Genomic DNA, 20,299 nt, shown 5'->3' with positions numbered 1-20,299 from the left:
ACGCAGACCTGACCCCGCGCAGGCACGCCGTCGCAATAACGACTACCTTCACCTATACGTACCTAGTGCACCTCTGTCGCACCTAGGGCGGGCAGCCATATCAAGCCTGAGCGCAAAGGGGTTCTCGTGGGCGACACCGACGACACCGCAACTCTGAAGTACCCGGGGGGCGAGATCGACCTGCAGATCACGCACGCCACCGAAGGTGCCGACGGCATTGCGCTCGGTCCGCTGCTGTCGAAGACGGGGCACACCACCTTCGACAACGGCTTCGTCAACACCGCGGCGTGCAAGAGTGCCATCACCTACATCGACGGTGATGCGGGCATTCTGCGCTACCGCGGCTACCCGATCGACCAGCTTGCGGAGAAGTCAACCTTCATCGAGGTCAGTTACCTGCTGATCTATGGCGAGCTGCCCACCACCGACCAGCTTGCCGAGTTCACCGGCCGGATCCAGCGCCACACCATGCTGCACGAGGACCTCAAGCGGTTCTTCGACGGCTTCCCGCGCAACGCCCACCCGATGCCGGTGCTGTCCAGTGTGGTCAACGCCCTTTCGGCGTACTACCAGGACGCCCTGGACCCGATGGACAACAACCAGGTCGAGCTGTCGACCATCCGGCTGCTCGCCAAGCTGCCGACCATCGCCGCGTACGCATACAAGAAGTCCGTCGGCCAGCCGTTCCTCTACCCCGACAACTCGCTTTCGCTGGTGGAGAACTTCCTGCGGATGACGTTCGGTTTCCCGGCCGAGCCCTACCAGCCCGACCCGGAAGTGGTGCGTGCGCTGGACATGCTGTTCATCCTGCACGCCGACCACGAGCAGAACTGTTCGACCTCCACCGTGCGCCTGGTGGGCTCATCGCGTGCGAACCTGTTCACTTCGATCTCCGGCGGCATCAACGCGCTGTGGGGGCCGCTGCACGGCGGCGCCAACCAGGCGGTGCTGGAAATGCTCGAGCAGATCCGCGAGAGCGGCGACGACGTCGGCGAATTCGTCCGCAAGGTGAAGAACCGCGAAGAGGGCGTCAAGCTGATGGGCTTCGGCCACCGCGTCTACAAGAACTACGATCCGCGCGCCCGCATCGTCAAAGAACAGGCCGACAAGATCCTGGCCAAGCTGGGCGGCGACCCGCTGCTGGACATCGCCAAGCAGCTCGAAGAGGCGGCGCTGACCGACGACTACTTCGTGGAGCGCAAGCTCTACCCGAACGTCGACTTCTACACCGGTCTGATCTACCGGGCGCTGGGCTTCCCGGTGCGGATGTTCACCGTCCTGTTCGCGCTGGGCCGGTTGCCGGGCTGGATCGCGCACTGGCGCGAAATGCACGACGAGGGCGACAGCAAGATCGGCCGTCCGCGCCAGATCTACACCGGCTACACCGAGCGCGATTACGTCGGCATCGACGGTCGCTAACTTTCCCGACGCGAGATTCCTTCCGCGAGCAGACGCAAAAGCCCCTGGATCAGACCCGATCCGGGGGCTTTTGCGTCTGCTCGCGCAGGGTGGCGAGCACCGCCATCGCGGCGTTGTGGCCGCCGACGCCCGACACGCCGCCCCCGCGGCGGGCGGCGGAGCCGCACAGCATGATCCGCGGGTGCTCAGTGGCGACTCCCCACTGACGCGCCGGTGTGTCCAGCGGCTCATCGTCGTCAACAAACGGCCAGGCGAGCGCACCATGAAAGATGTTGCCCGCCGTCATCCGCAGCGTGCGTTCGAGGTCCAGGGTGGTCGTCGTCTCCCGGCAGGGACGGCCGTCCGCGTCGGTCAGTAGCACATCTTGAATAGGTTCGGCCAGAACGGAATTCAGCGACTCAAACACCATGTCGGTGAATCGTTGACGCAAGTCGGCGGGATCCGCGGTGCCGAATACGGAGTGCGGGGCGTGCAAACCGAACACCGTCATGGTCTGCACACCCGCTGCCTGCACGCCGACGATGCTCGGGTCGGTGAGTGAGTGGCAGTACGCCTCGCACGGCATCGGATTCGGGATGCGCCCGGCCCCCGCTTGCGTGTAGCCGGCGTCGAGCTGGGACCAGGTCTGGTTGACGTGGAACGTCCCGCCGAACGCTTGTTCCGGACGGACATTGCCATCCCGGAGGCGGGGGAGCCGGCGCAGCACCATGTTGACCTTGATCTGGGCGCCGGGGGCCACCGTGGGCGGCGGCTCGCCCAGCAAGTCGGCCAGCACTGCGGGCCCCACGCCGGCGAGGACGAACCGGCCGCGGACCAGGCGCTCGTCACCCCCGCTGCGGTAGCGCACCTCGCCGTCGGGGGTGACGCCGAAAACGTCTGCGTCCGTGATGATCTCGGCGCCCTGTCGGATTGCGGCGGCTGCCAGCGCCGAGGAGACCGCTCCCATCCCGCCGACGGGCACATTCCAGTCGCCGGTGCCGCCGCCGAGCACGTGGTACAGGAAGCATCTGTTCTGTATCAGTGACGGCTCGTCCAGGCGAGCGAAGGTGCCGATCAGCGCATCGGTGGCGATTACCCCGCGAACCAGGTCGTTGCGCACGGCGCTGGTGATCGCGTGCCCGATCGGCTCCTCGACCATGGCATGCCAGGCGGCAGCCGCGTCCGGATCTGCGTTGGCCACCACGAGTCGACGCGCCTGTTCGCGGCTGCGCAGCGGTTCGAGCAGCGTGGGCCACAGCGGACGGGTCACCGATTGGCAGCGCCGGTAGAACGCGGTGAAGCCCTGCTCGTCGGGCGCGGCCTCGACTGCGGCGAATGTGTTCGAAGCACCGATCAGCAGGCCGGTGCGCCCGGCGGTTACGGGATTGGGGGTGTAGGACGAGTAGCTCCGCTGCAGCAAACGCACCGGGGCTCCCAGGTCGGCCAGGATGCGCGACGGCAGCAGGCTGACCAGATACGAATAGCGCGACAGACGCACGTCCACGCCCGCGAACAGCGGCGTCGAGACCGTGGCCCCGCCGATGTGTCCCAGGCGCTCGAGTAACCGGACCCGAAGGCCCGCGCGGGCCAAATAAGCGGCAGCGACCAGGCCGTTGTGACCGCCGCCCACGACGATCACGTCGTGATCGACCTGCGTCAGTTGAGGTAGCCCTCGACCTCGTCGGCCGGCCGCACGGCCGCGTCACTCGGGTCGCCGCCGGTTTCCCGCAGGGCCCGTCGCTGCCGCAGCAAGTCCCAGCACTGGTCGAGCTCGACCTCGATGCGGCGCAGTTGCTGGTGTTCTTCAGACTCACTGATCTCGCCGTCCTGCAGGGCCGCCCGCAGCGCCTTCTCCTGGGCAACCAGGTCCTGGATGTGCGCAAAGGTCTCGTTGTCTGCTGATTTCCTGCCGTCACCCATTGCTCCAGTGTGCCCGACAATCACCAGGACACCTGCCCGGACTCGGTAGGCTGCATATCGCCTGGAAGCGCAACAACGCGTCAAAGAGTGAGGAGCGACGGTGGGGGCAGATGTTGGTGTGGAGGAACCACCCGCGCCCGCTGCCGAGCAAATGAGCGGGCCACCGGCACCGGCGAATGATCGACAGCAGACCGCCCGTACCTGGTTGATCGCGGCGGCGGTGATCCCGTTCCTGATCGCGATGATCGGCTATGGCGCCTACGAGCGGCCCACCGGGGTGAACGAACCGACCGGTAACCTGCCGACTTTGGCGAGTCCCACGGCTGGCCCCAGCGCCGCGATGCGGCCGTTATCGCTGCTGTCGATCAGCCGCAACGGCAACACCCTCACGTTGATCGGTGACTTCCCCAACGAGGCCGCCAAGGCGGCGCTGATGAAATCGCTCCGGGCGATGACGACGCAAGGCGTCGTCGTCGTCGACCAGATCCGCATCGATCCCCTGGTGCGCGCGCTTGATTTCGCCGCCGCAGAACCCGTCTTTGCTGCCGGAGCGCCGATCCCCGACTTCACGCTTCGAGTCGAGCAGGACACCGTCACCTTGACCGGCACCGCTCCCTCGCCGGATCAGAAGACCGCGGTTGAGCACGCGGCGGTCAGCGCCTGGCCGGACCTGGCTGTGAACAGCAAAATCGCCATGCGGGCACAGATCACGCCCGGCGCTCCGCCCTCCGCCGCGCCGGCGGCCGCCTCCTGCAACGACCTGCAGGCCGCGATCAACGCCATGACGGGAGGGCCACTCGCCTTCGGCAACGACGGGGTGGCCCTGACCCCCCAAGACAAGCAAATCCTGATCAAGGTGGCCGACAAGCTGAAGGCATGCCCCAACGCGCGGGTATCCATCAACGGGTACTCCGACAACAGCAGCAGCGAAGCCATGAACATGCCACTCACTACCCAGCGAGCAACCTCGGTCGCCGAATACCTCATCGCCAACGGTGTGGCTCGCGACCACGTCGTCGCCAAGGGTCTCGGATCTGCCAACCCGATCGCCAGCAACGACACGGTCGAGGGTCGCGCCAAGAACCGCCGCGTCGAGATCGTGGTCAGCTAGGGGGACGGGCATGGGTTTCGTGATCCAGTGGGTGGTGTACCTGGCCGCGTTCGTGGCCGGGTCGGCCACTGCCTACGGGATCGTCGCGCTGAAGCGGAGGGTCGACGGCCGGGCTGACAGAACCGCTCTGGCTGCGGTCGAGTCGCCCGCGTCCGAGCTGAAGGTTTCGGAGCCCCCTCCCGAGCTGGGTGCGGATGAGCCGGAAGCGGAGGTACCGCACTGGCCGGTGTCTGCAGCGCAGTGGTCTGAGACCGCGCCCGACGTTGTGGAGTCTGAGCAGGGGTTGACGGAGCCGGTGGCGGCCGAGCCAGAGCCTGAGCCCGAAGCTGAACCGGCGGCCGTCGAGCTCCAGGCGGAAGCGGAGCCGAAGGTCGTGCCCGCTGAAGAGGCCGAACCAGAGCCGGTGGCCGACCCGGAGCCGGAGGTTGTGCCCGTTGAGGAGGATGAGCCGGAACCGGAGCCGGAGCCAGAGCTGGTGGTCGCCGAGGCGCAGCCAGAGCCCGAAGCCGAGCCCGACCCTGTGGCCGCCGAGCCGCAGCCGGAACCGGAGCCCGAACCCGAACCGGAACCCGAGCCGGCGGCCGGTGAGCTCGAAGTCGAGCCGGAGTTTGCCGAGTCACCATTGGCTGAGGATGAGCCGGTGGCTGACGCGTCAGAGCCCCAATGGCCCGGTGCTCCGGCTCAGTGGCATGGCTTCGATCTTGGGCGACCCGAAGCCGAGACCGCGCCTGCTGGCGACGCCGAGCCCGAGCTCGAGATTGAGCCCGAGCCCAAGCTCGAGCCCGAGATTGAGCCCGAGCCGGTGGCCGCCGAGCTCGTCGTCGAGCCCGAGGCTGCCGAGCCCCCAGTGGCCCAGGACGAGCCGGTGGCTGATGCGTCGCAGCCCCAGTGGCCCGGTGCTCCGGCGCAGTGGCATGGTTTCGATCTCGGCAGCGCCGAGCCCGAGGTCGAGCAGATCCCCGACCCTGCACCCGCGCCCGAGCCGGAGCCCGAACCGGAGCCGGAGCCCGAACCGGAGCCGGAGCCTGCGTCGGCAGAGCTAACGGAGGTTGCGGAGGCGGGGGAGGACGAGGTTGTGCCGGACCTGCCGCAACCCCAGTGGCCCGGCCCGCCGTCGCAATGGCACGGATTCGATCCGATCGCGGATCAGCCCGAGCCCGAGCACGCGGCGGCCAGGCCGGAGCCTGAACCCGAGCCTGAACCAGAGCCCGAGGCCGTCGAGCCGGAACCGGAGCCCGAGCCCGAGCCCGAGCCCGAGCCCGAACCAGAGCCCATCCCGGAGCCCGAGCCCCAGCTGGTACGGCCGCAGTGGCCCGGACCGCCATCACAATGGCCGGGGATCGGGGTGCGAAGGTGAGCGCCCACGTGCATTGGTGGCTGGCCGCCCTGTCCTTCGCGCTGGGAATGGTGTTGACGTTCACGCTGAGCCGACCCGCTAATGCGGAGATGCCCGCGTGGGTTTCCGCTGGACCGAGTCCGCAGCAGGCCGCCGAGCCCGCGCCGTCGGTTGCGGAAGTCAGCCTGGCCGAGGCGCCGACACAGCAGATGCCCGTCGTCACGACGGGTCCGCCGGCCAAGAAGGCCGTCGCGAAAGCGCCGCCGAAGAGGCGCAGACCTCCCGCCGCCGGAGATGCGCGGCTGAGAGCCGGTTCGGGAGAAGCCGTCACGGAGCGAATCAAGATGATCAGGGATGCGCCGACCGAACGCATCCCGATCTCCGAAGATGCTGCGACGCAACGTATCCCGGTGGTAAAGAAGCCCCCGGCGAAGAGGGCGCCCGCCAAGAAGGGTGTCCCCGCCAAGGCGCGGCCGAAAGGACCGAGAGGCACCGCGACCAAGCGTGTCCCAGGCGCCAAAGGCACTGCCACGAAGAAGATTTCGGTCGGTGACGACGCACCCACCACGGTATTGCCGCCGCTGATGCCGTACGCGCCCTACGGCCCTGGCTCCATGCGCGCCAACCCGGATGGCAGCGGACCGGAGGATTGGCCGGTGAAGGGACGCACAGATTCGCGCCTGTTCTACACGCCCGAAGATCCGGACTACGACAGCATCGAAGCCCAAGTCTGGTTCGAGAACGAAGAGTTCGCCAAGCGGGCGTTCTTCACACCGTGGAGCAGAAGCACCCGCAAGAACTAGCCGCGGAAACGTCAGCTCGGGCCGGGCAGGCGCAGCACCAGGCGCGCCCCGCCCATCGGGCTGTTCTCCAATGACGCTGTCCCGCCGTGCAAATGGGCTTGTTGGGCCACTAGCGCCAGCCCCAGCCCGGAGCCCGAGTGCGAGGCTGTCGACCCCCGGGAGAATCGCTCGAAGACCACCTGCCGTTCCTCTTCGGGCACCCCGGAGCCGTCGTCGTCGATCGCGATCTCCACGCCCGCGCGCGAACTGACGGCCGACAGCTGGACCCGGGTCGCGCCGCCGTGCTTGACGGCATTGGCGATCGCGTTGTCCACCGCCAGGCGCAGCCCGGCTGGCATCCCGACGATGATGCAGGTCGGGGACGGCACCAGCGAGACATCCAGGTCGGGGTAGATGCGGGTGGCGTCGTGGGCGGCCCGGTCGAGCAGGTCGGTGATGTCGACGGGTACGTGGTCGTCGGAGGTCGACAATTCGCCCTGGGCCAGGCGCTCGAGCGCGCTCAGTGTGGCCTCGATACGCGACTGGGTGCGGATCACGTCGTTGAGCACCTCTTTGCGCTGGTCATCAGGCATGTCGAGGGTAGAGAGCACCTCGAGATTGGTCCTCATCGCGGTGAGCGGCGTGCGCAACTCGTGCGATGAAACCGCCGCGAAGTCCCGCGCCGACGCCAGCGCCTCCTGGGTCCGGTTCTGCTCATTCCAGATCCGCTGCAGCATGCCTCGCATCGCCTCGGCGATCTCAACGGCCTCGCTGGCACCGTGCACTTCGACCCGGGGCGCCTCGTCGCCGGCGTCGATCGACCGGGTCTGTTCGGCGAGCTGTTTGAACGGGCGCACGGCGAACGCGGCCAGCAACCATGCGAACACTGCCGCCGCGCTGATGGCGAAACCACAGATCAACAGCACTCGTCGATGCAGATTGTTGGTCTCGGCATAGGTTGCGTCATAGGTCGCGCCGACGGCAAGCGAGGTGGGTTCTGGACCGGGAATTTCCACCGTGCGTACCCGGTACCGCACGCCGTGAATAAACGTATCGGCGTAATCGGCTTGCAGCCTGGGAAGCGTGATGTCCGAATTCGACTTGATGACGTTGCCGCGGCGGACCGTGATCAGGGCGTCCTGGTCGTTGGGCGAGCGCGGGATCTCATCAAGGCCGCGGGGCACGAACGGGATGGCGAAGCCGGCTGCCTCATCCAGCCGGCGGTCCAGCCGCTCTTTGCGGTCCTTGGTGATACCGACCCACACCACGACGCCGACGATCAGCACCGGGATCGCGGCACCGATCACCGTCGCCACCACGACCCGCGTCCGCAGCGAGGGCGTCCGGGCGAAGACCCTGGACAAAAAATTCATCGCCACCATGTGGCACCCCGCGCACTCATTGCATTCTGAGCACGAACCCGACTCCCCGGACGGTGTGCAGCAGCCGCGGGCCACCGTTGGCCTCCAGCTTGCGCCGCAGATATCCGATGAAGACGTCGACGACGTTGGTGTCGGCGGCGAAGTCGTAGCCCCACACCAATTCAAGCAACTGTGCGCGGGACAAGACCGCCGTCTTGTGCTCGGCCAACACGGCGAGCAGGTCGAACTCCCGCTTGGTCAGGTCGACGTCGACGCCGTTGACCCGCGCGCGGCGCCCCGGAATATCCACTTCCAGCGGCCCGACCGTGATGGTTTCCGACGACGACGTCGCGGTAGCGCCGCGGCGACGGAGCAGCGCGCGCACCCGGGCCACCAGCTCGGCCAGCACGAACGGTTTGACCAGGTAATCGTCGGCACCGGCTTCCAACCCGGCTACCCGGTCGTCGACCGAACTGCGCGCGCTGAGCACGCACACCGGCACGTCGTTGTCCATGGCGCGCAGTGCCGTGACAACGCTCACGCCGTCCAGCACCGGCATGTTGATGTCCAGCACAATCGCGTCCGGCCTGGTCTCGGTCGCGCTGCGGAGGGCCTCGGCGCCGTCGACCGCCGTTGATACCTCGAATCCGGAGAGCCGCAGACCGCGCTCCAGCGAGGCGAGCACGTCGGAGTCATCGTCGACAACCAAGACCCGAGGTGAGTTCACACCAGTGTCCATGCGCCTATCTTGCCTGATTCTCGGCGGCGCCGGTGGGAGGCGCGAGGTCGGTGGTGATACGCGCACGGTAAACGGGCCTGTGCGAAAAGGCCACGTGTCCGACGCAGTGGTGCTACCGCCCTGCCGTTGACGACGCTCCCGCATCGAAATCAAATGGCGCAGAGCGGCATTCACCATTCGAGCGGTCTGGCGATCACGAGTTCGATTGCCACAGTGCGGTTTTTAACCAGGACGTAGGTGCCTGACTGCTCAGATGTCCTGGGCGGCACCACGCCCGGCGGCGCGCCCGGAGAAGATGCAGCCGCCAAGGAACGTTCCCTCCAGCGCGTTGTAACCGTGCACGCCTCCGCCGCCGAATCCTGCCACCTCGCCCGCCGCGTACAGACCGGGGATGGGCTGACCGTCGTTACCGATCGCCCGCGATGACAGGTCAGTCTGTATGCCGCCCAACGTTTTCCGCGTCAGAATGTGCAGCCGGGCCGCAATCAAGGGTCCAGCTTTGGGATCCAGGATACGGTGCGGCGTGGCGACCCGGCCCAACCGGTCGCCGAGCGCGCGCCGAGCGTTGCGGATGCCTTGCACCTGCACGTCCTTGCAGAACGGGTTGGCGACCTGGAGGTCCCGGGCTTCGATCTGCGCGCGGATGTGCGCGGGATCGAGCAGGGATTCGCCGGTCAGTGCGTTCATTTGCTTGACGAGGTCATCGAGATCGTCGGCGACAAGGAAGTCGGCACCATGGCTCTTGAATGCCTCCACCGGACCCGTGGCGTCCCGGTTGAAGAACCGCTCCTGGAGAACGGCCATCAGGCTCTTGCCGGTGATGTCGGGGTTTTGTTCCGAGCCCGAGAGTGCGAACTCCTTCTTGATGATCCGTTGGGTCAGGATGAACCAGGAGTAGTCGTATTTCGCGATGTCTGGGTCGGTGCGCAGATGCTTCAGAGTGCCCAGGGTGTCGTAGCCGGGCAGGAAGGGGGCCGGCAGGCGCCGGCCGAGCGCGTCGAACCACATCGACGACGGGCCGGGAATGATTCGGATGGCGTGCTTGGGCCAGATCGGATCCCAGTTGTTGACGCCTTCGACGTAATGCCACATCCGGTCCCGGTTGACCAGCCGAACACCGCTGTCTTTCGCGATGTCAAGCATGCGTCCGTCGACATATGCGGGCACGCCGGTGATCATCGAGGAAGGCGGGGTGCCCAACCGGTCCGGCCAGTAACGGCGCACCATCTCGTGATTGGCGCCGATGCCGCCGCTGGTGATGATCACCGCTTGCGCTGACAGCTCGAACTCACCGACCTCGTCGCGATTGGAGGGGGCGCCCCGTACCGCGTCATCGGATGCCAGGACGGCACCTTTAACCCCGGTGACCGCGCCGTCGGTGTAGACCAGCTCGTCCACCCGATGCCGGTGATAGAACTTCACCAGACCGTCCTTAGCGGCCTGTAGGGCTGAGTTGACGAACGGTTCGACGACGCCCGTGCCGGTGCCCCAGGCGATGTGGAACCGCGGGACCGAGTTGCCGTGCCCTTCGGCGCGCAGATCCCCGCGCTCGGCCCACCCGACGGTGGGCATCAGCTTGATGCCGAGGTCGGTCAGGTAGGAGCGCTTCTCGCCGGCGGCGAATTCGACGTAGGAGCGGGCCCATTTCGCGGCCCAAGCGTCCTCGTCGTCGAGCCGGTCGAACCCCGCACTGCCGGACCAGTCGTTCCAGGCCAGCTCGAAAGAGTCTTTGATGCCTAGGCGCCGCTGTTCGGGGGTGTCGACGAGGAAGAGTCCGCCGAACGACCAGAATGCCTGACCACCCAGGTTTGCTTCGTTCTCCTGATCGATTACTGCGACCCTTTTGCCGCTCCGGGTCAGTTCATGCGTGGCGACCAAGCCGGACAATCCCGCACCGATGACGATGACGTCAGCGTCCATGTGACAGCCTCTCTGCGAGAGTTCATTCTATCGATACGTCAGCGTATCATATACATGAACGTATTGAAAGCCTATTGCGGGACCCGTGGCGATCACTGGTTCAGCGGGTCAGCACCACACTCATCAGTTGGGTGAGCCAGGCGCGTGCGGCAACCTGATCGCTGTCGAGGAGCAACTGGACGCTGACCCCGTCGTAGGCGGCGATGATGGCACGGGCGGTGTCGGTGACACTTCCCACTGCGGGGTGAAAGTCGATGCCGCTCGCGGTCAGCCGCTCCTCGATGACTTTGCGCAACTGCGCGCGGTGGATTTCCCAGCGGTGCGCCAGTTCGGGTTTGCGCGCGGCGTACAGCAGGAAGTCGAACTTGATCAACAGCCAGTCGCGTTCGAGCAGCAGGGTGTCCACTATCCGCTCGACGGCGCCGGTGAGGTCGGTCGCGGGATCGCTGTTTTCCATCGCCGTCCGGACTTGATCGGCGGTTCGCACAGCCCACTCGTCATAGAGCAGGAAGAACAATTCCTCCAGGCTTTCGAACTGGGAGTAAAAGGCGCCCCGCGTGTACCCGGCCGCTTCGCACACATCCTCGATCGTCACGTGCCCGTAGCCCTTCTCGGCGAATACCTGAAAGGCGGCCGTGATCAGCCTGGCGCGCGTCTCCGCGCGGCGTTTGGTGACTCGCACCGGCTTTTCTGCCGTAGGTGTCGTAGACGGTGGCATGCTGTTCCTCCCATTCCCCTTATAAACCGATACATTGCCACATCGGATACGCGATGGCTACCTCGGTGCCAGCCTCGGAGCCTGATCGTGACCGACACCCAGAAACCCCGGCGCTGAGTTAGCTGCCGGGGTTGCTGTGTTGGGCCGGGTCCTAGATGCCGCCGCCGTCACCGCCCTTTCCGCCGCCACCGCCGCCACCGCCGGTGGTGCCGTTCGGGTTGGTGCCGCCGCTACCGTTGTTACCGGACTGGCCGGAGATGCTGATAGTCCCGTACCTTCCCGTGCCGCCCTTGCCGCCGGTGCCGCCGGTGCCACCCGCCGCGCCGGTGCCGGAGCCGAATGGCGGCGCGATGCCGTCCCCACCGGCACCGCCGCGACCGCCGTTCCCGCCGTCGCCCCCCGGACCGCCGTTGCCTTCGCCGCCACCGCCGCCGCCGCCGGCGTGACCACCCCTGCCCGGGCTGAACAGGACGGATGCGTCGGCGCCGTCACCGCCGTTACCGCCATTGCCGCCGTTGCCACCGGCGCCTTGCAGGCCCTTCCCGCCGACACCGCCGAAGCCGCCCGCCGCGCCGTTGGCATTGTTGCCGACGCCTCCGTTGCCTCCGTTGCCGCCAGCCCCACCGTGTCCGCCGGTGCTCCCTTCGCCGCCGCTGCCGCCTCGGCCACCCGCGCCGCCGGCAGGGTGGATCACGCCTCCGACGTCACCGTTGCCACCGTTGCCGCCTCGACCGCCGTTTCCACCGGCTCCCTGCATCCCGTTCGCGCCGGACGAGCTGGTACCGGCGCCCGCACCGCCCTGGCCTCCGACACCAGCCTTGCCGCCCGTGCCGCCCGTGCCGCCGTTGCCGCCGTAACCTGCTTGGGGCTTGCCAGCGGTCGCTTCGGCGCCGTTGCCGCCGTTTCCGCCGGTGCCACCGGTGCCGCCGTTGCCGCCGACCCCGCCAGTGCCCCCGGCGCCTTGGGTTCCGTTCTTGCCGCCGTTGAGGTTCCGCGCCTGGCCGGCGGCGCCACCATCACCGCCCTTACCGCCGGCGCCGCCCGTCCCGCCGGTGCCGCCGGTACTGCCGTCGCCACCGGTCCCGTTTCCGTTGCCCGGGGTGCCGTTGAAGCCATTGCCACCGGTACCGCCGTTGCCGCCGGTCCCGCCCGTGCCGCCCTTGCCCCCATTGCCCCCGTTGCCGTGGAAGAGGCCGCTGTCGCCGCCGGCACCGCCGGCACCTCCGGTCGCGCCGGTGCCGCCGGTGCCCCCCGTACCGCTGGGGTTGTTGCTGTTGGAGCCGGTGGTGCCTATGCCGCCTTTGCCGCCGTTGCCGCCGTTGCCGCCGTTGCCGTCGAGGCCCCCATTGCCTCCGTTACCGCCCCTACCGCCAACCGTGTTGGGTGTGGTCGCGTCCGCGCCGTGGCCGCCGTTGCCGCCGTTGCCACCGCTGGTCGGGGTCTCACCCCAGGCGCCCTGGGCGCCGCGGGTGCCGTTGGGGCCCTCGCCGCCCGCGCCGCCCTGCCCGCCGGCGCCGCGGCTCCCGCCGTTGCCGCCGTTGCCGCCGTTGCCGTTTCCACCCTTGTCGAACGAGCCGTTGGCGCCATCGCCACCGTCTCCGGCATAGCCCCCGTCACCGCCATTGCCACCGGCGCCGCCCGCGCCCTGAGTTCCCGCCTTGCCCACGTGCGCGGTGCCGCCCTTTCCGCCGTTGCCGCCGTCTCCGCCCTTACCGCCGGCACCGCCGTCGCCGCCGTCACGACCGTTCGGCCCCATAGAGGACCCGTGGTCGCCGCGGGTGCCGTTACCCCCGTTGCCGCCGTCGCCACCGGTGCCGCCGGCGCCGCCGTTGCCGGCGTCGCCCTTAACGGATCCACCATTTCCGCCGATTCCACCGGACCCGCCCCTGCCGCCGGAGCCGCCGGTGCCACCATCGCCGCCGCCAGTCCGGGGCACCGATCCGTTGGTGCCGATCGCCCCGTTGCCGCCGGTCCCGCCATTTCCGCCTTTGCCGTACGCTCCGGCGTTGCCGCCGTTGCCGCCGGCGCCGCCGTCGCCGCCGGATCGGGTGGGGTCGCCGCCACCAGCCCCGTTGCCGCCGGCCCCACCGTTGCCGCCGTTGCCGAAGTTTCCGCCGTTGCCCCCGTCGCCGCCGGAGGCGCCGGTGCCGTGGGGTGCGAAGGCGTCCGCTCCTCGACCGCCGTTGCCGCCGTTGCCGCCGGTGGTGGGCCGAACGCCGTCCCACCCGTCGGCGGCGTAGGAATTGCCGCCGCTGGAGCCGCCCTTGCCACCGGTCCCGACATTGCCGACATCGCCGCCGTTGCCGCCCTTGCCGCCGACGCCGTTCTTGACGTCCCAGCTGCCGTCGGCGCCGTTGCCACCGTTGCCGCCTGCGCCGGCGTTGCCGCCGTCGCCACCCCTACCGCCGGCGCCGTGGGCGCCGGCCTGGCCGGCTGTCGCACTGCCACCGACGCCGCCGTCACCGCCAGCCCCACCGGCTCCGCCGTTGCCGCCTTTCGCCCCGTCGTAACCATCAAGATGCTGTGTGTTGCCGTTGGAAGCGGCAAATGCGTTGCCGCCGTCGGCGCCCTTGCCGCCGGCACCGCCGGCACCGCCGGCACCACCGTCTCCGGCAATGGCACCACCGTTGCCGCCGGCACCGCCTGCACCGCCGGCACCTCCGTCGCCGCCATTACCCGGAATCGTGCTGGAGAAGGCCGGGCTGCCCTGGTACCCGTTGCCACCCCGGCCCCCGGCGCCACCATCGCCGTGCGTCCCGCCGTTGCCGCCGGCGCCACCGCGGGCCCCGCTGCCGCCCGTCCAGAACGCGTCGGCACCTGCGCCGCCGTCGCCACCGTTTCCGCCGTGCGGGGTCAGTCCGGTCGCACCGTAGGCACCGTTGCCGGCTTTGCCGCCGAAACCGCCGGCGCCGCCCGCTCCGCCGACTCCCGGGTTGCCGCCGTTACCGCCAGCGCCGCCGACTCCGTTGTTCGCCGCCCAGTTTCCGGCGCCGCCGTTGCCGCCATTGCCCGCAACGCCGCCGGTGCCGCCGTTACCGCCGGCACCACCGGCGCCCTGACCGCCGGTCGGGGTGAAGAGGCTGTTGAGCAGACCGCCGGTGCCGCCGGCGCCGCCGGACCCGCCGACGCCGCCATTTCCGCCGTTGCCGCCCGCCTGTCCGTTCACACCTGCGCCGAGGTCGCCCAGACCGCTGCCGCCGGCGCCGCCCTGCCCGCCCTGGCCGCCCGCGCCGCCGACGCCGCCCGTGCCGAACAACCGTGACGCTTGCCCGCCCGCGCCGCCGACCCCGCCGTCGCCACCGGACGTACCGTCGACTCCGGCGCCGCCGGCAATGCCCGCAGCGCCGTTACCACCGGCACCGCCCGCGCCGCCGTTGCCGTAGAGCAGGCCGCCCGCGCCGCCGGCACCCCCGGCGCCGCCGGTGATCGCTCGCGCGGTGCTGAGTCCGCCGGTTCCGCCCGCACCCCCGGTGCCCCACAGTCCGGCATTGCCGCCGATCCCGCCGGCACCGCCCGCAGTCCCCGCGCCGCCGGTCCCGCCGTTGCCGTAGAGCCAACCGCCCTGGCCACCCGCGCCGCCGCTGCCGCCAATTCCGCCGGCGATCGCGGCGCCGCCGACGCCACCTGCGCCGCCGTTGCCGATCAAGCCGGCGGCTCCGCCCGCGCCACCGCTTCGGCCGGCCGCCCCGGAACCACCGGCGCCGCCGTTGCCGATCAGCAGACCCCCGGCGCCGCCGGCCTGTCCAGTGCCTGCTGCGCCATTGGCACCGTCACCGATGAGCGGGCGACCCAGCAGGGCCTGCGTCGGCGCGTTCACCACCCCGAGAACGCCCTGCTCCATTGCCTGCAGCACGTTGACGGATTCCGCGCTGGCGTAGGCCTTGCTGCCGGCGCTGATGCTCTCGACGAACTGGGTGTGAAAGGCCGCCACCTGAGCGCTGATCGACTGGTATTGCTGCGCGTGGTTGCCGAACAGGGCCGCGATCGCCGCCGAGATCTCGTCTTCAGCGGCCGGCAGCAGCGCCGAGGTGGGAAATGCGGCGGCCAGGTTGGCTTCGCTGATCGCCGACCCGATGCGGGCCAAGTCTGAAGCTGCCGCCGACACCATCTCCGGGGACGTGATGACAAATGACATGCCAGTGCCTTTCTTAAGCCGGGGAGCTGGGGAAACCGCCGCTGATCCGTCGACGCTTCGCCGTGTGTTACGCGAAGAACAATACGAATATGTATCGGATGCGTCAATACATAAGATGCTGATACGAATGAGATGTAGAGCACACATCGGATGGGTGTTCGCATCGAATACATATATGTATCTTTAGTTCGGCAGGCCGCGGTAGTGCGGTGATCGGCTGCGAGTTCCCAGCGCAGAATCGGAAAGGCGGGATTGGACATGTGGAGCTTCGAAATGCTTCCGCCAGAACTCAATTCGGCGCGGATGTACAGCGGTGCGGGATCCGCTCCACTGTTCTCTGCCGCATCGTTCTGGGATGGCCTGGGCGCGGACCTGCGTGCCTCAGCTTCGTCGTTCGACTCGGTGATCTCCGGATTGGCCAATGGGTCATGGGCGGGTCCGGCGGCCACTGCGATGGCCGGCATCGCCGGTGGCTATGTGGCTTGGCTGACCGCGTCAGCGGGACTCGCCGAGAGTTCCGCGGTGCAAGCTCGCGCGGCGGCGACGGCCTTCGAGGCGGCGCGTACCGCGACCGTGCATCCAGCGGAGGTCACCGCCAACCGCACGCACCTGCTCACGTTGGTGGCAACCAATTTCCTCGGGTTGAACGCACCGGCGATCGCCGCCTCGGAATTCGAGTACATCGAGATGTGGGCCCAGGATGTGGCCGCGATGCTGACCTATCACGCCGGCGCGATCGCGGTGGCATCCATGCTGATTCCGTTCAGCACGCTGCCCCTGGATTTCGCGGGTATCGCGACGCAGGCGGTGGGCTGGGCCGAGTCGGCCGGAACCGCCGTGGCGGCGGCGGCTCCGCAGGTGGTGTCGGCCGTGCAGTCCTTTCCCCTGGATGCGGTGGCTCAGGGTGTGCAGATGCTGTCGACACCGGTCAGCATGGCCCTGTCCCCGTTGAGCAGCGCGATGGGCGGCGGGGCGCAGGGCAGCGCGGAATTGGCAAGCGTCGCCGCACCGGCGGAGCTGCCCGGCGCGGGTGCATCGGCGGCGTTAAGGTCCTTGGGCGGAGCGGGTTTGGGTGCTTCGGCCGGACTTGGACAAGCGCGCACGATCGGAGGGCTGTCGGTGCCGCAGAGTTGGACCGGCTCGACCCCCGCCGCGCTTGGCAATTCGGCGCTGACGGGGTCGGGAAGCGTGGGCCTGCCCACCGCCGCCGCGCTGGCCGGCGGCGAGTCGGCGGCGGCAGCCGGGGCGGGAATGCCGATGATGCCGATGCCGACGGGAGCCGGAGCAGGCCAGCCGTCTGGGCGCATGATGGGCGGCGGTGGGGGTTCACACGTCGTGCAATCGCGGCCCAGCGTGATTCCCCGGATCGGTGTGTGATCGGGCCGCTACACCGCACCTGTTTCAGCGGTAAACCAGGCCGCTGAGTCGCCACGCGAATTGTCGTCGCGCCGCGGGCAGGTGGGCGGCAAGTTGCAGGGCCGAGTTGCGGATCGGCCGCAACGGACGCGGCAACGTCGACACCTTGGTCAGGCGACCGGTGAGTTTCAGTACCTCCAGCGCCCGGGCCCGTTGCTTCGCGCTGTAGGCGTCGAGCGCGGCGTCGGAGCCGCCGCCCAGCGCTTCGCTGAGCGCACCGGACAACGCAATCGCATCGGTGATGCCCAGGTTCATGCCCTGGCCGCCCGCGGGACTGTGTACGTGCGCGGCGTCACCGGCTAGCAGGAACCGCCCGTCCCGGTAACTGACGGCAACGCGGTGCTGGATCCGGAAACGTGATCCCCAGAGCAGTTCGGTAACCAGTGTGCGGCCGGGGCCGAATCCCCGGGTATCCAACAACATTTGGGCAAACTCCATCGTCGGGACTTTGGGAATGTCGGTCGCCGGGGCCACGATCCGGTAGACCCCGTCGGGCAACGGCGCCAGGACGTTCAGGCCTTCATTGCCGTAGAACAAAATCACCTCGTCAACCGGAGCCTCGCCTACCACCCGCACATCTGCCAGCGCGAAGGATTCGGCGAATTCCCCACCGGCAAAACCTATTCCGGCTTGCTGTCGCACAGTGCTGTGCATGCCGTCGGCGCCCACGACATAGGCCGCCCGAATGGTTTGGCCGTCTTCGAACACCGCGGTGACGCCGTCATCGTCCTGGCTGAGGCCGGTCAACGTCTTGGGCCGGATCACTTTGGCGCCCAACTCGTTCAATCGTTGCTCCAGCACCCGTTCGGTCTCGGCTTGTGAGATCATCAGCGTGTATTGATAACGGGTCGGCAAGCCGCTGAAGTCGACCGGAATCAGCAGCCGAGACCCCTGGCGCATCGTGAATCGTGGCGCGATCAACCCGGCTTTCACCAGGCGCCAGGACACGTCGAGTTCTTCGAGCACCTCGAGGCTGCGGGCGTTCATCGCGGCCGCGCGCGAGGTGTTGGCGCCCGCGGGCAATCTGTCGACCACCAGTGCGTTGATGCCGCGTGTGTGCAGCGAAGCGGCAAGCGTGAGCCCGGTGGGGCCGGCCCCTACGACCAGGACATCGGTGTCGTTCATGGCTTTTCCTCTCTGATAGCCACTTAGTCAACGCTTGTTGGCATAGCACCAGCATGCGCGTGGCGGCCTCGTATGTCAACACTTGTTGGCCTACAATTGTTGACATGAGGCGATCGTCGGAGGACACCAAAGCCGTCATCCTGGCCGCGGCCCGGGAACGGTTCCGCACGGCCGGGTTTCAGGCCGCCACGATCCGCGGGATCGCCGCCGACGCCGGGGTGGATCCCGCGATGGTGATGCGATACTTCGGCAATAAGGATCAACTCTTCGCCGCGGCCGCAGAGTTCGATCTGCGGTTCCCCGATTTCGCCGACGCCGACCCACACCGGCTGGGCTGGCTACTCGTCGAGCACTTCCTGCGGCGCTGGGAGGGTGATGACGACGCGCTTATTATCCTATTGCGCTCAGGTGCGACGAATGCCGAAGCGGCGCAACGAATGCGGGAGATCTTCGGAAAGCAGCTGCGGCCGTTGGTCGCGAACTGGGCGCCGGCAGGTCAGGCCCCGAAGCGGGCCGGGCTGATCGCGACGCAGATCCTGGGGTTGGCGCTGTGCCGCTATGTGTTGCGGCTGCCGCCGGTCGTCGGAATGAGCCGTGCCGAGGTGGTGGAGTGGGTCGGGCCGACGATCCAGCGGTATCTGGATGGTCAGTACAGCTAGCCGGACGGAAGGCCGATGCGGCGGTAGCGCCGCAGCCGCGCGGCCAGGCGCTGCGGGTCGGGTATTGTCCGCAAGCCGTGAACTTCGGTGGCGATGGCAGCCGAAAGCCGACGGCAGAATTCCACCGGCTCGTCGGCGGCGTCGGGATGCTCGGGCACGATAGCGTCGACGATCCCCGACGCGAGCAGGTCGGCCGACCGAATTCCCTGTGCCACAGCGAGTTCAGCCGCATGAGCGATATCCCGGAACACGATCGCGCTGGCCCCTTCGGGCGGCAGTGGTGCCAGCCAGCCGTGCAGCGCGGCCAACACCCGGTCCGCGGGCACCATCGCCAGCGCAGGCCCCCCGCTGCCCTGGCCCAGCAGCACCGAGACTGTCGGGGTGTCCAGCGTGACGAGCTCGGCCAGGCATTGGGCTATCTGTCCGGCGAATCCGCCCTGCTCGGCCTCGGCGGTCAGCGCGGGGCCGGCGGTGTCGATCACCAGTACCAGCGGCAACCGCAGTTCGGCGGCCAGGGCCATACCCCGACGGGCCTCGCGCAGCGCACCAGGTCCGACGGCGTTGCCGCCGCCTGGCTCGATTCGTTGTTGACCGAGCACGACGACCGGTTGGCCGTAGAAGCGTGCCAACGCGAGCAGCGTGGTCGCCGCCTCGCCCTGACCGGTGCCCGAGAGCAGCACCCGATGGGTCGCGCCATGGCGCAACAACTGGCGTACATCGGGCCGGTCGGGGCGCCGCGAGGCGATCACCGAGTCCCAGGCGGGCACGTCCGGGACGGGCTCGGCGTGCGGGGCGTCCGGCGGCGGTGCGGGGGCGTCGGCGATGACCGTCAGCGCGCGTTCCAGCGTCGCGCGCAACTCCTCGAGCGGGATGACGCCGTCGATCACCCCGTAGCGCTGCAGGTTCTCGGCGGTCTGCACGCCCGCCGGGAACGGCTCGCCGTAGAGCAACTCATAGACCCGTGGTCCCAGAAATCCGATCAGGGCACCCGGTTCGGCAACGGTGACGTGGCCCAGCGAACCCCACGACGCGAACACGCCGCCGGTGGTGGGGTTGCGCAGGTAGACCAGGTAAGGCAGACGTGCCTGTCGGTGCAGCTTGACGGCCGCGGCGATCTTGACCATCTGCAGGAACGCGACAGTGCCCTCCTGCATGCGGGTGCCGCCGGAGCTGGGTGAGGCCAGCAACGGCAGCCGCTCGGCGGTCGCGCGTTCGACGGCGGCGGTGATCCGTTCGGCGGCCGCCACCCCGATCGAGCCGGCCAGGAATTTGAAGTCGCAGACCACCACGGCGACCCGGCGGCCGTGGATGCGACCCTCACCGGTTGAGACCGATTCATCCCGTCCGGTGGCCTCCCGGGCGGCGGCCAACTCGCGGGCATACGAGGGTGGAATCGGCAGCGTCACCGGGTCGTTGTCCCAGCTGACGAAGGATCCTTCGTCGAGCACCGCTTCCCGCAGTTCGTCGGTCGTGATACGGCTCACAGGAGTGAGGCTATATATCCTGGCCCCCATGATCGGTATCACTCAGACCGAAGCCGTGATGACCATCGAGTTGCAGCGCCCCGAGCGACGCAACGCGTTGAATTCCCAGCTGGTCGAAGAACTGCGGGAAGCGCTCGAGAAGGCCAGTAACGGATCGACGCGCGCGGTCGTGCTGACCGGCCAAGGCACGGCGTT

General features: G+C 68.5%; 16 protein-coding genes and 1 pseudogene. 8 read left to right on the top strand and 9 right to left on the bottom strand.

What is annotated here, in order from left to right; genetic code table 11:
- Positions 1–126: 126 nt before the first annotated feature.
- Entirely contained in the window at positions 127–1,419 is a 1,293-nt protein-coding gene (locus A5645_RS02730; protein ID WP_065038382.1) for a citrate synthase, read from the top strand.
- A gap of 49 nt (positions 1,420–1,468) precedes the next feature.
- Here the strand turns inward: A5645_RS02730 and A5645_RS02725 are convergent, their stop codons facing one another.
- Positions 1,469–3,034: a phytoene desaturase family protein gene (locus A5645_RS02725; RefSeq protein ID WP_065128457.1), complete on the bottom strand. Its 1,566-nt coding sequence runs from the start codon at positions 3,032–3,034 to the stop codon at positions 1,469–1,471.
- A 20-nt stretch (positions 3,035–3,054) separates the two neighbouring features.
- A complete protein-coding gene (locus A5645_RS02720; RefSeq protein WP_065038381.1) occupies positions 3,055–3,318 on the bottom strand; it encodes a DUF2630 family protein in 264 nt (87 codons plus the stop codon).
- A 151-nt stretch (positions 3,319–3,469) separates the two neighbouring features.
- On the opposite strand from A5645_RS02720, the gene arfA reads away from it, so the two are divergent.
- The 4 genes and pseudogenes from arfA to arfC (A5645_RS29365) all read left to right on the top strand — a co-directional run bounded on the left by arfA (position 3,470) and on the right by arfC (A5645_RS29365) (position 6,568).
- Positions 3,470–4,429 carry a channel-forming protein ArfA/OmpATb gene (arfA, locus tag A5645_RS02715; RefSeq protein ID WP_081288119.1) on the top strand — a complete coding sequence of 320 codons (960 nt, stop codon included), beginning with the start codon at positions 3,470–3,472 and terminating at the stop codon, positions 4,427–4,429.
- Positions 4,430–4,439: 10 nt separating this feature from the next.
- Positions 4,440–5,786 carry a hypothetical protein gene (locus tag A5645_RS28030; protein ID WP_065128396.1) on the top strand — a complete coding sequence of 449 codons (1,347 nt, stop codon included), beginning with the start codon at positions 4,440–4,442 and terminating at the stop codon, positions 5,784–5,786.
- A pseudogene (arfC, locus tag A5645_RS29370) lies at positions 5,759–5,872 on the top strand (channel accessory protein ArfC); the annotation flags it as partial. The gene A5645_RS28030 and the pseudogene arfC (A5645_RS29370), both read left to right, overlap by 28 nt.
- A 3-nt stretch (positions 5,873–5,875) precedes the next feature.
- The gene (gene arfC / locus A5645_RS29365; RefSeq protein ID WP_436405459.1) at positions 5,876–6,568 is read left to right on the top strand and encodes a channel accessory protein ArfC, sunset domain variant; all 693 of its coding nucleotides are present in this window, start codon (positions 5,876–5,878) and stop codon (positions 6,566–6,568) included.
- A gap of 11 nt (positions 6,569–6,579) precedes the next feature.
- Here the strand turns inward: arfC (A5645_RS29365) and prrB are convergent, their stop codons facing one another.
- The 5 genes from prrB to A5645_RS02680 all read right to left on the bottom strand — a co-directional run bounded on the left by prrB (position 6,580) and on the right by A5645_RS02680 (position 15,420).
- Positions 6,580–7,920 carry a two-component system sensor histidine kinase PrrB gene (gene prrB / locus A5645_RS02700; protein ID WP_065038383.1) on the bottom strand — a complete coding sequence of 447 codons (1,341 nt, stop codon included), beginning with the start codon at positions 7,918–7,920 and terminating at the stop codon, positions 6,580–6,582.
- A gap of 25 nt (positions 7,921–7,945) precedes the next feature.
- Positions 7,946–8,647, bottom strand: coding sequence for a two-component system response regulator PrrA (prrA, locus tag A5645_RS02695; RefSeq protein ID WP_036364553.1), 702 nt, complete (start codon positions 8,645–8,647; stop codon positions 7,946–7,948).
- Positions 8,648–8,896: 249 nt separating this feature from the next.
- The gene (locus A5645_RS02690) at positions 8,897–10,567 is read right to left on the bottom strand and encodes an FAD-binding dehydrogenase (protein ID WP_065128395.1); all 1,671 of its coding nucleotides are present in this window, start codon (positions 10,565–10,567) and stop codon (positions 8,897–8,899) included.
- Between the two features lie 100 nt (positions 10,568–10,667).
- A complete protein-coding gene (locus A5645_RS02685; RefSeq protein WP_065038377.1) occupies positions 10,668–11,285 on the bottom strand; it encodes a TetR/AcrR family transcriptional regulator in 618 nt (205 codons plus the stop codon).
- A gap of 151 nt (positions 11,286–11,436) precedes the next feature.
- Positions 11,437–15,420, bottom strand: a complete 3,984-nt coding sequence (locus A5645_RS02680) for a PE family protein (protein WP_065128394.1) — start codon at positions 15,418–15,420, stop codon at positions 11,437–11,439.
- A gap of 258 nt (positions 15,421–15,678) precedes the next feature.
- Between A5645_RS02680 and A5645_RS02675 the strand changes: the two genes are divergently transcribed.
- On the top strand, positions 15,679–16,797 hold the full coding sequence (locus A5645_RS02675; protein ID WP_065128393.1) for a PPE family protein: 1,119 nt from the start codon (positions 15,679–15,681) through the stop codon (positions 16,795–16,797).
- A 24-nt stretch (positions 16,798–16,821) separates the two neighbouring features.
- On the opposite strand, the gene A5645_RS02670 is transcribed toward A5645_RS02675, so the two are convergent.
- Positions 16,822–17,961 carry an FAD-dependent oxidoreductase gene (locus A5645_RS02670; protein WP_065128392.1) on the bottom strand — a complete coding sequence of 380 codons (1,140 nt, stop codon included), beginning with the start codon at positions 17,959–17,961 and terminating at the stop codon, positions 16,822–16,824.
- A 104-nt stretch (positions 17,962–18,065) separates the two neighbouring features.
- On the opposite strand from A5645_RS02670, the gene A5645_RS02665 reads away from it, so the two are divergent.
- Positions 18,066–18,620 (top strand): TetR/AcrR family transcriptional regulator, encoded by a 555-nt coding sequence (locus A5645_RS02665; protein WP_065128391.1) that lies wholly within the window; start codon positions 18,066–18,068, stop codon positions 18,618–18,620.
- Here A5645_RS02665 and A5645_RS02660 read toward each other — a convergent pair.
- Positions 18,617–20,104, bottom strand: a complete 1,488-nt coding sequence (locus tag A5645_RS02660) for a carboxyl transferase domain-containing protein (protein WP_065128390.1) — start codon at positions 20,102–20,104, stop codon at positions 18,617–18,619. The genes A5645_RS02665 and A5645_RS02660 overlap by 4 nt on opposite strands.
- Before the next feature lie 28 nt (positions 20,105–20,132).
- On the opposite strand from A5645_RS02660, the gene A5645_RS02655 reads away from it, so the two are divergent.
- On the top strand, positions 20,133–20,299 hold a 167-nt coding region (locus tag A5645_RS02655), incomplete at its 3' end, for an enoyl-CoA hydratase-related protein (protein ID WP_231122940.1).

Origin of the sequence: Mycobacterium asiaticum, from assembly GCF_001673635.1 — a bacterium.
Lineage (GTDB): Bacteria > Actinomycetota > Actinomycetes > Mycobacteriales > Mycobacteriaceae > Mycobacterium > Mycobacterium asiaticum_C.
The sequence above is the reverse complement of the archived record's forward strand: the minus strand, read 5'-3'. Positions and strand labels throughout refer to the sequence as shown.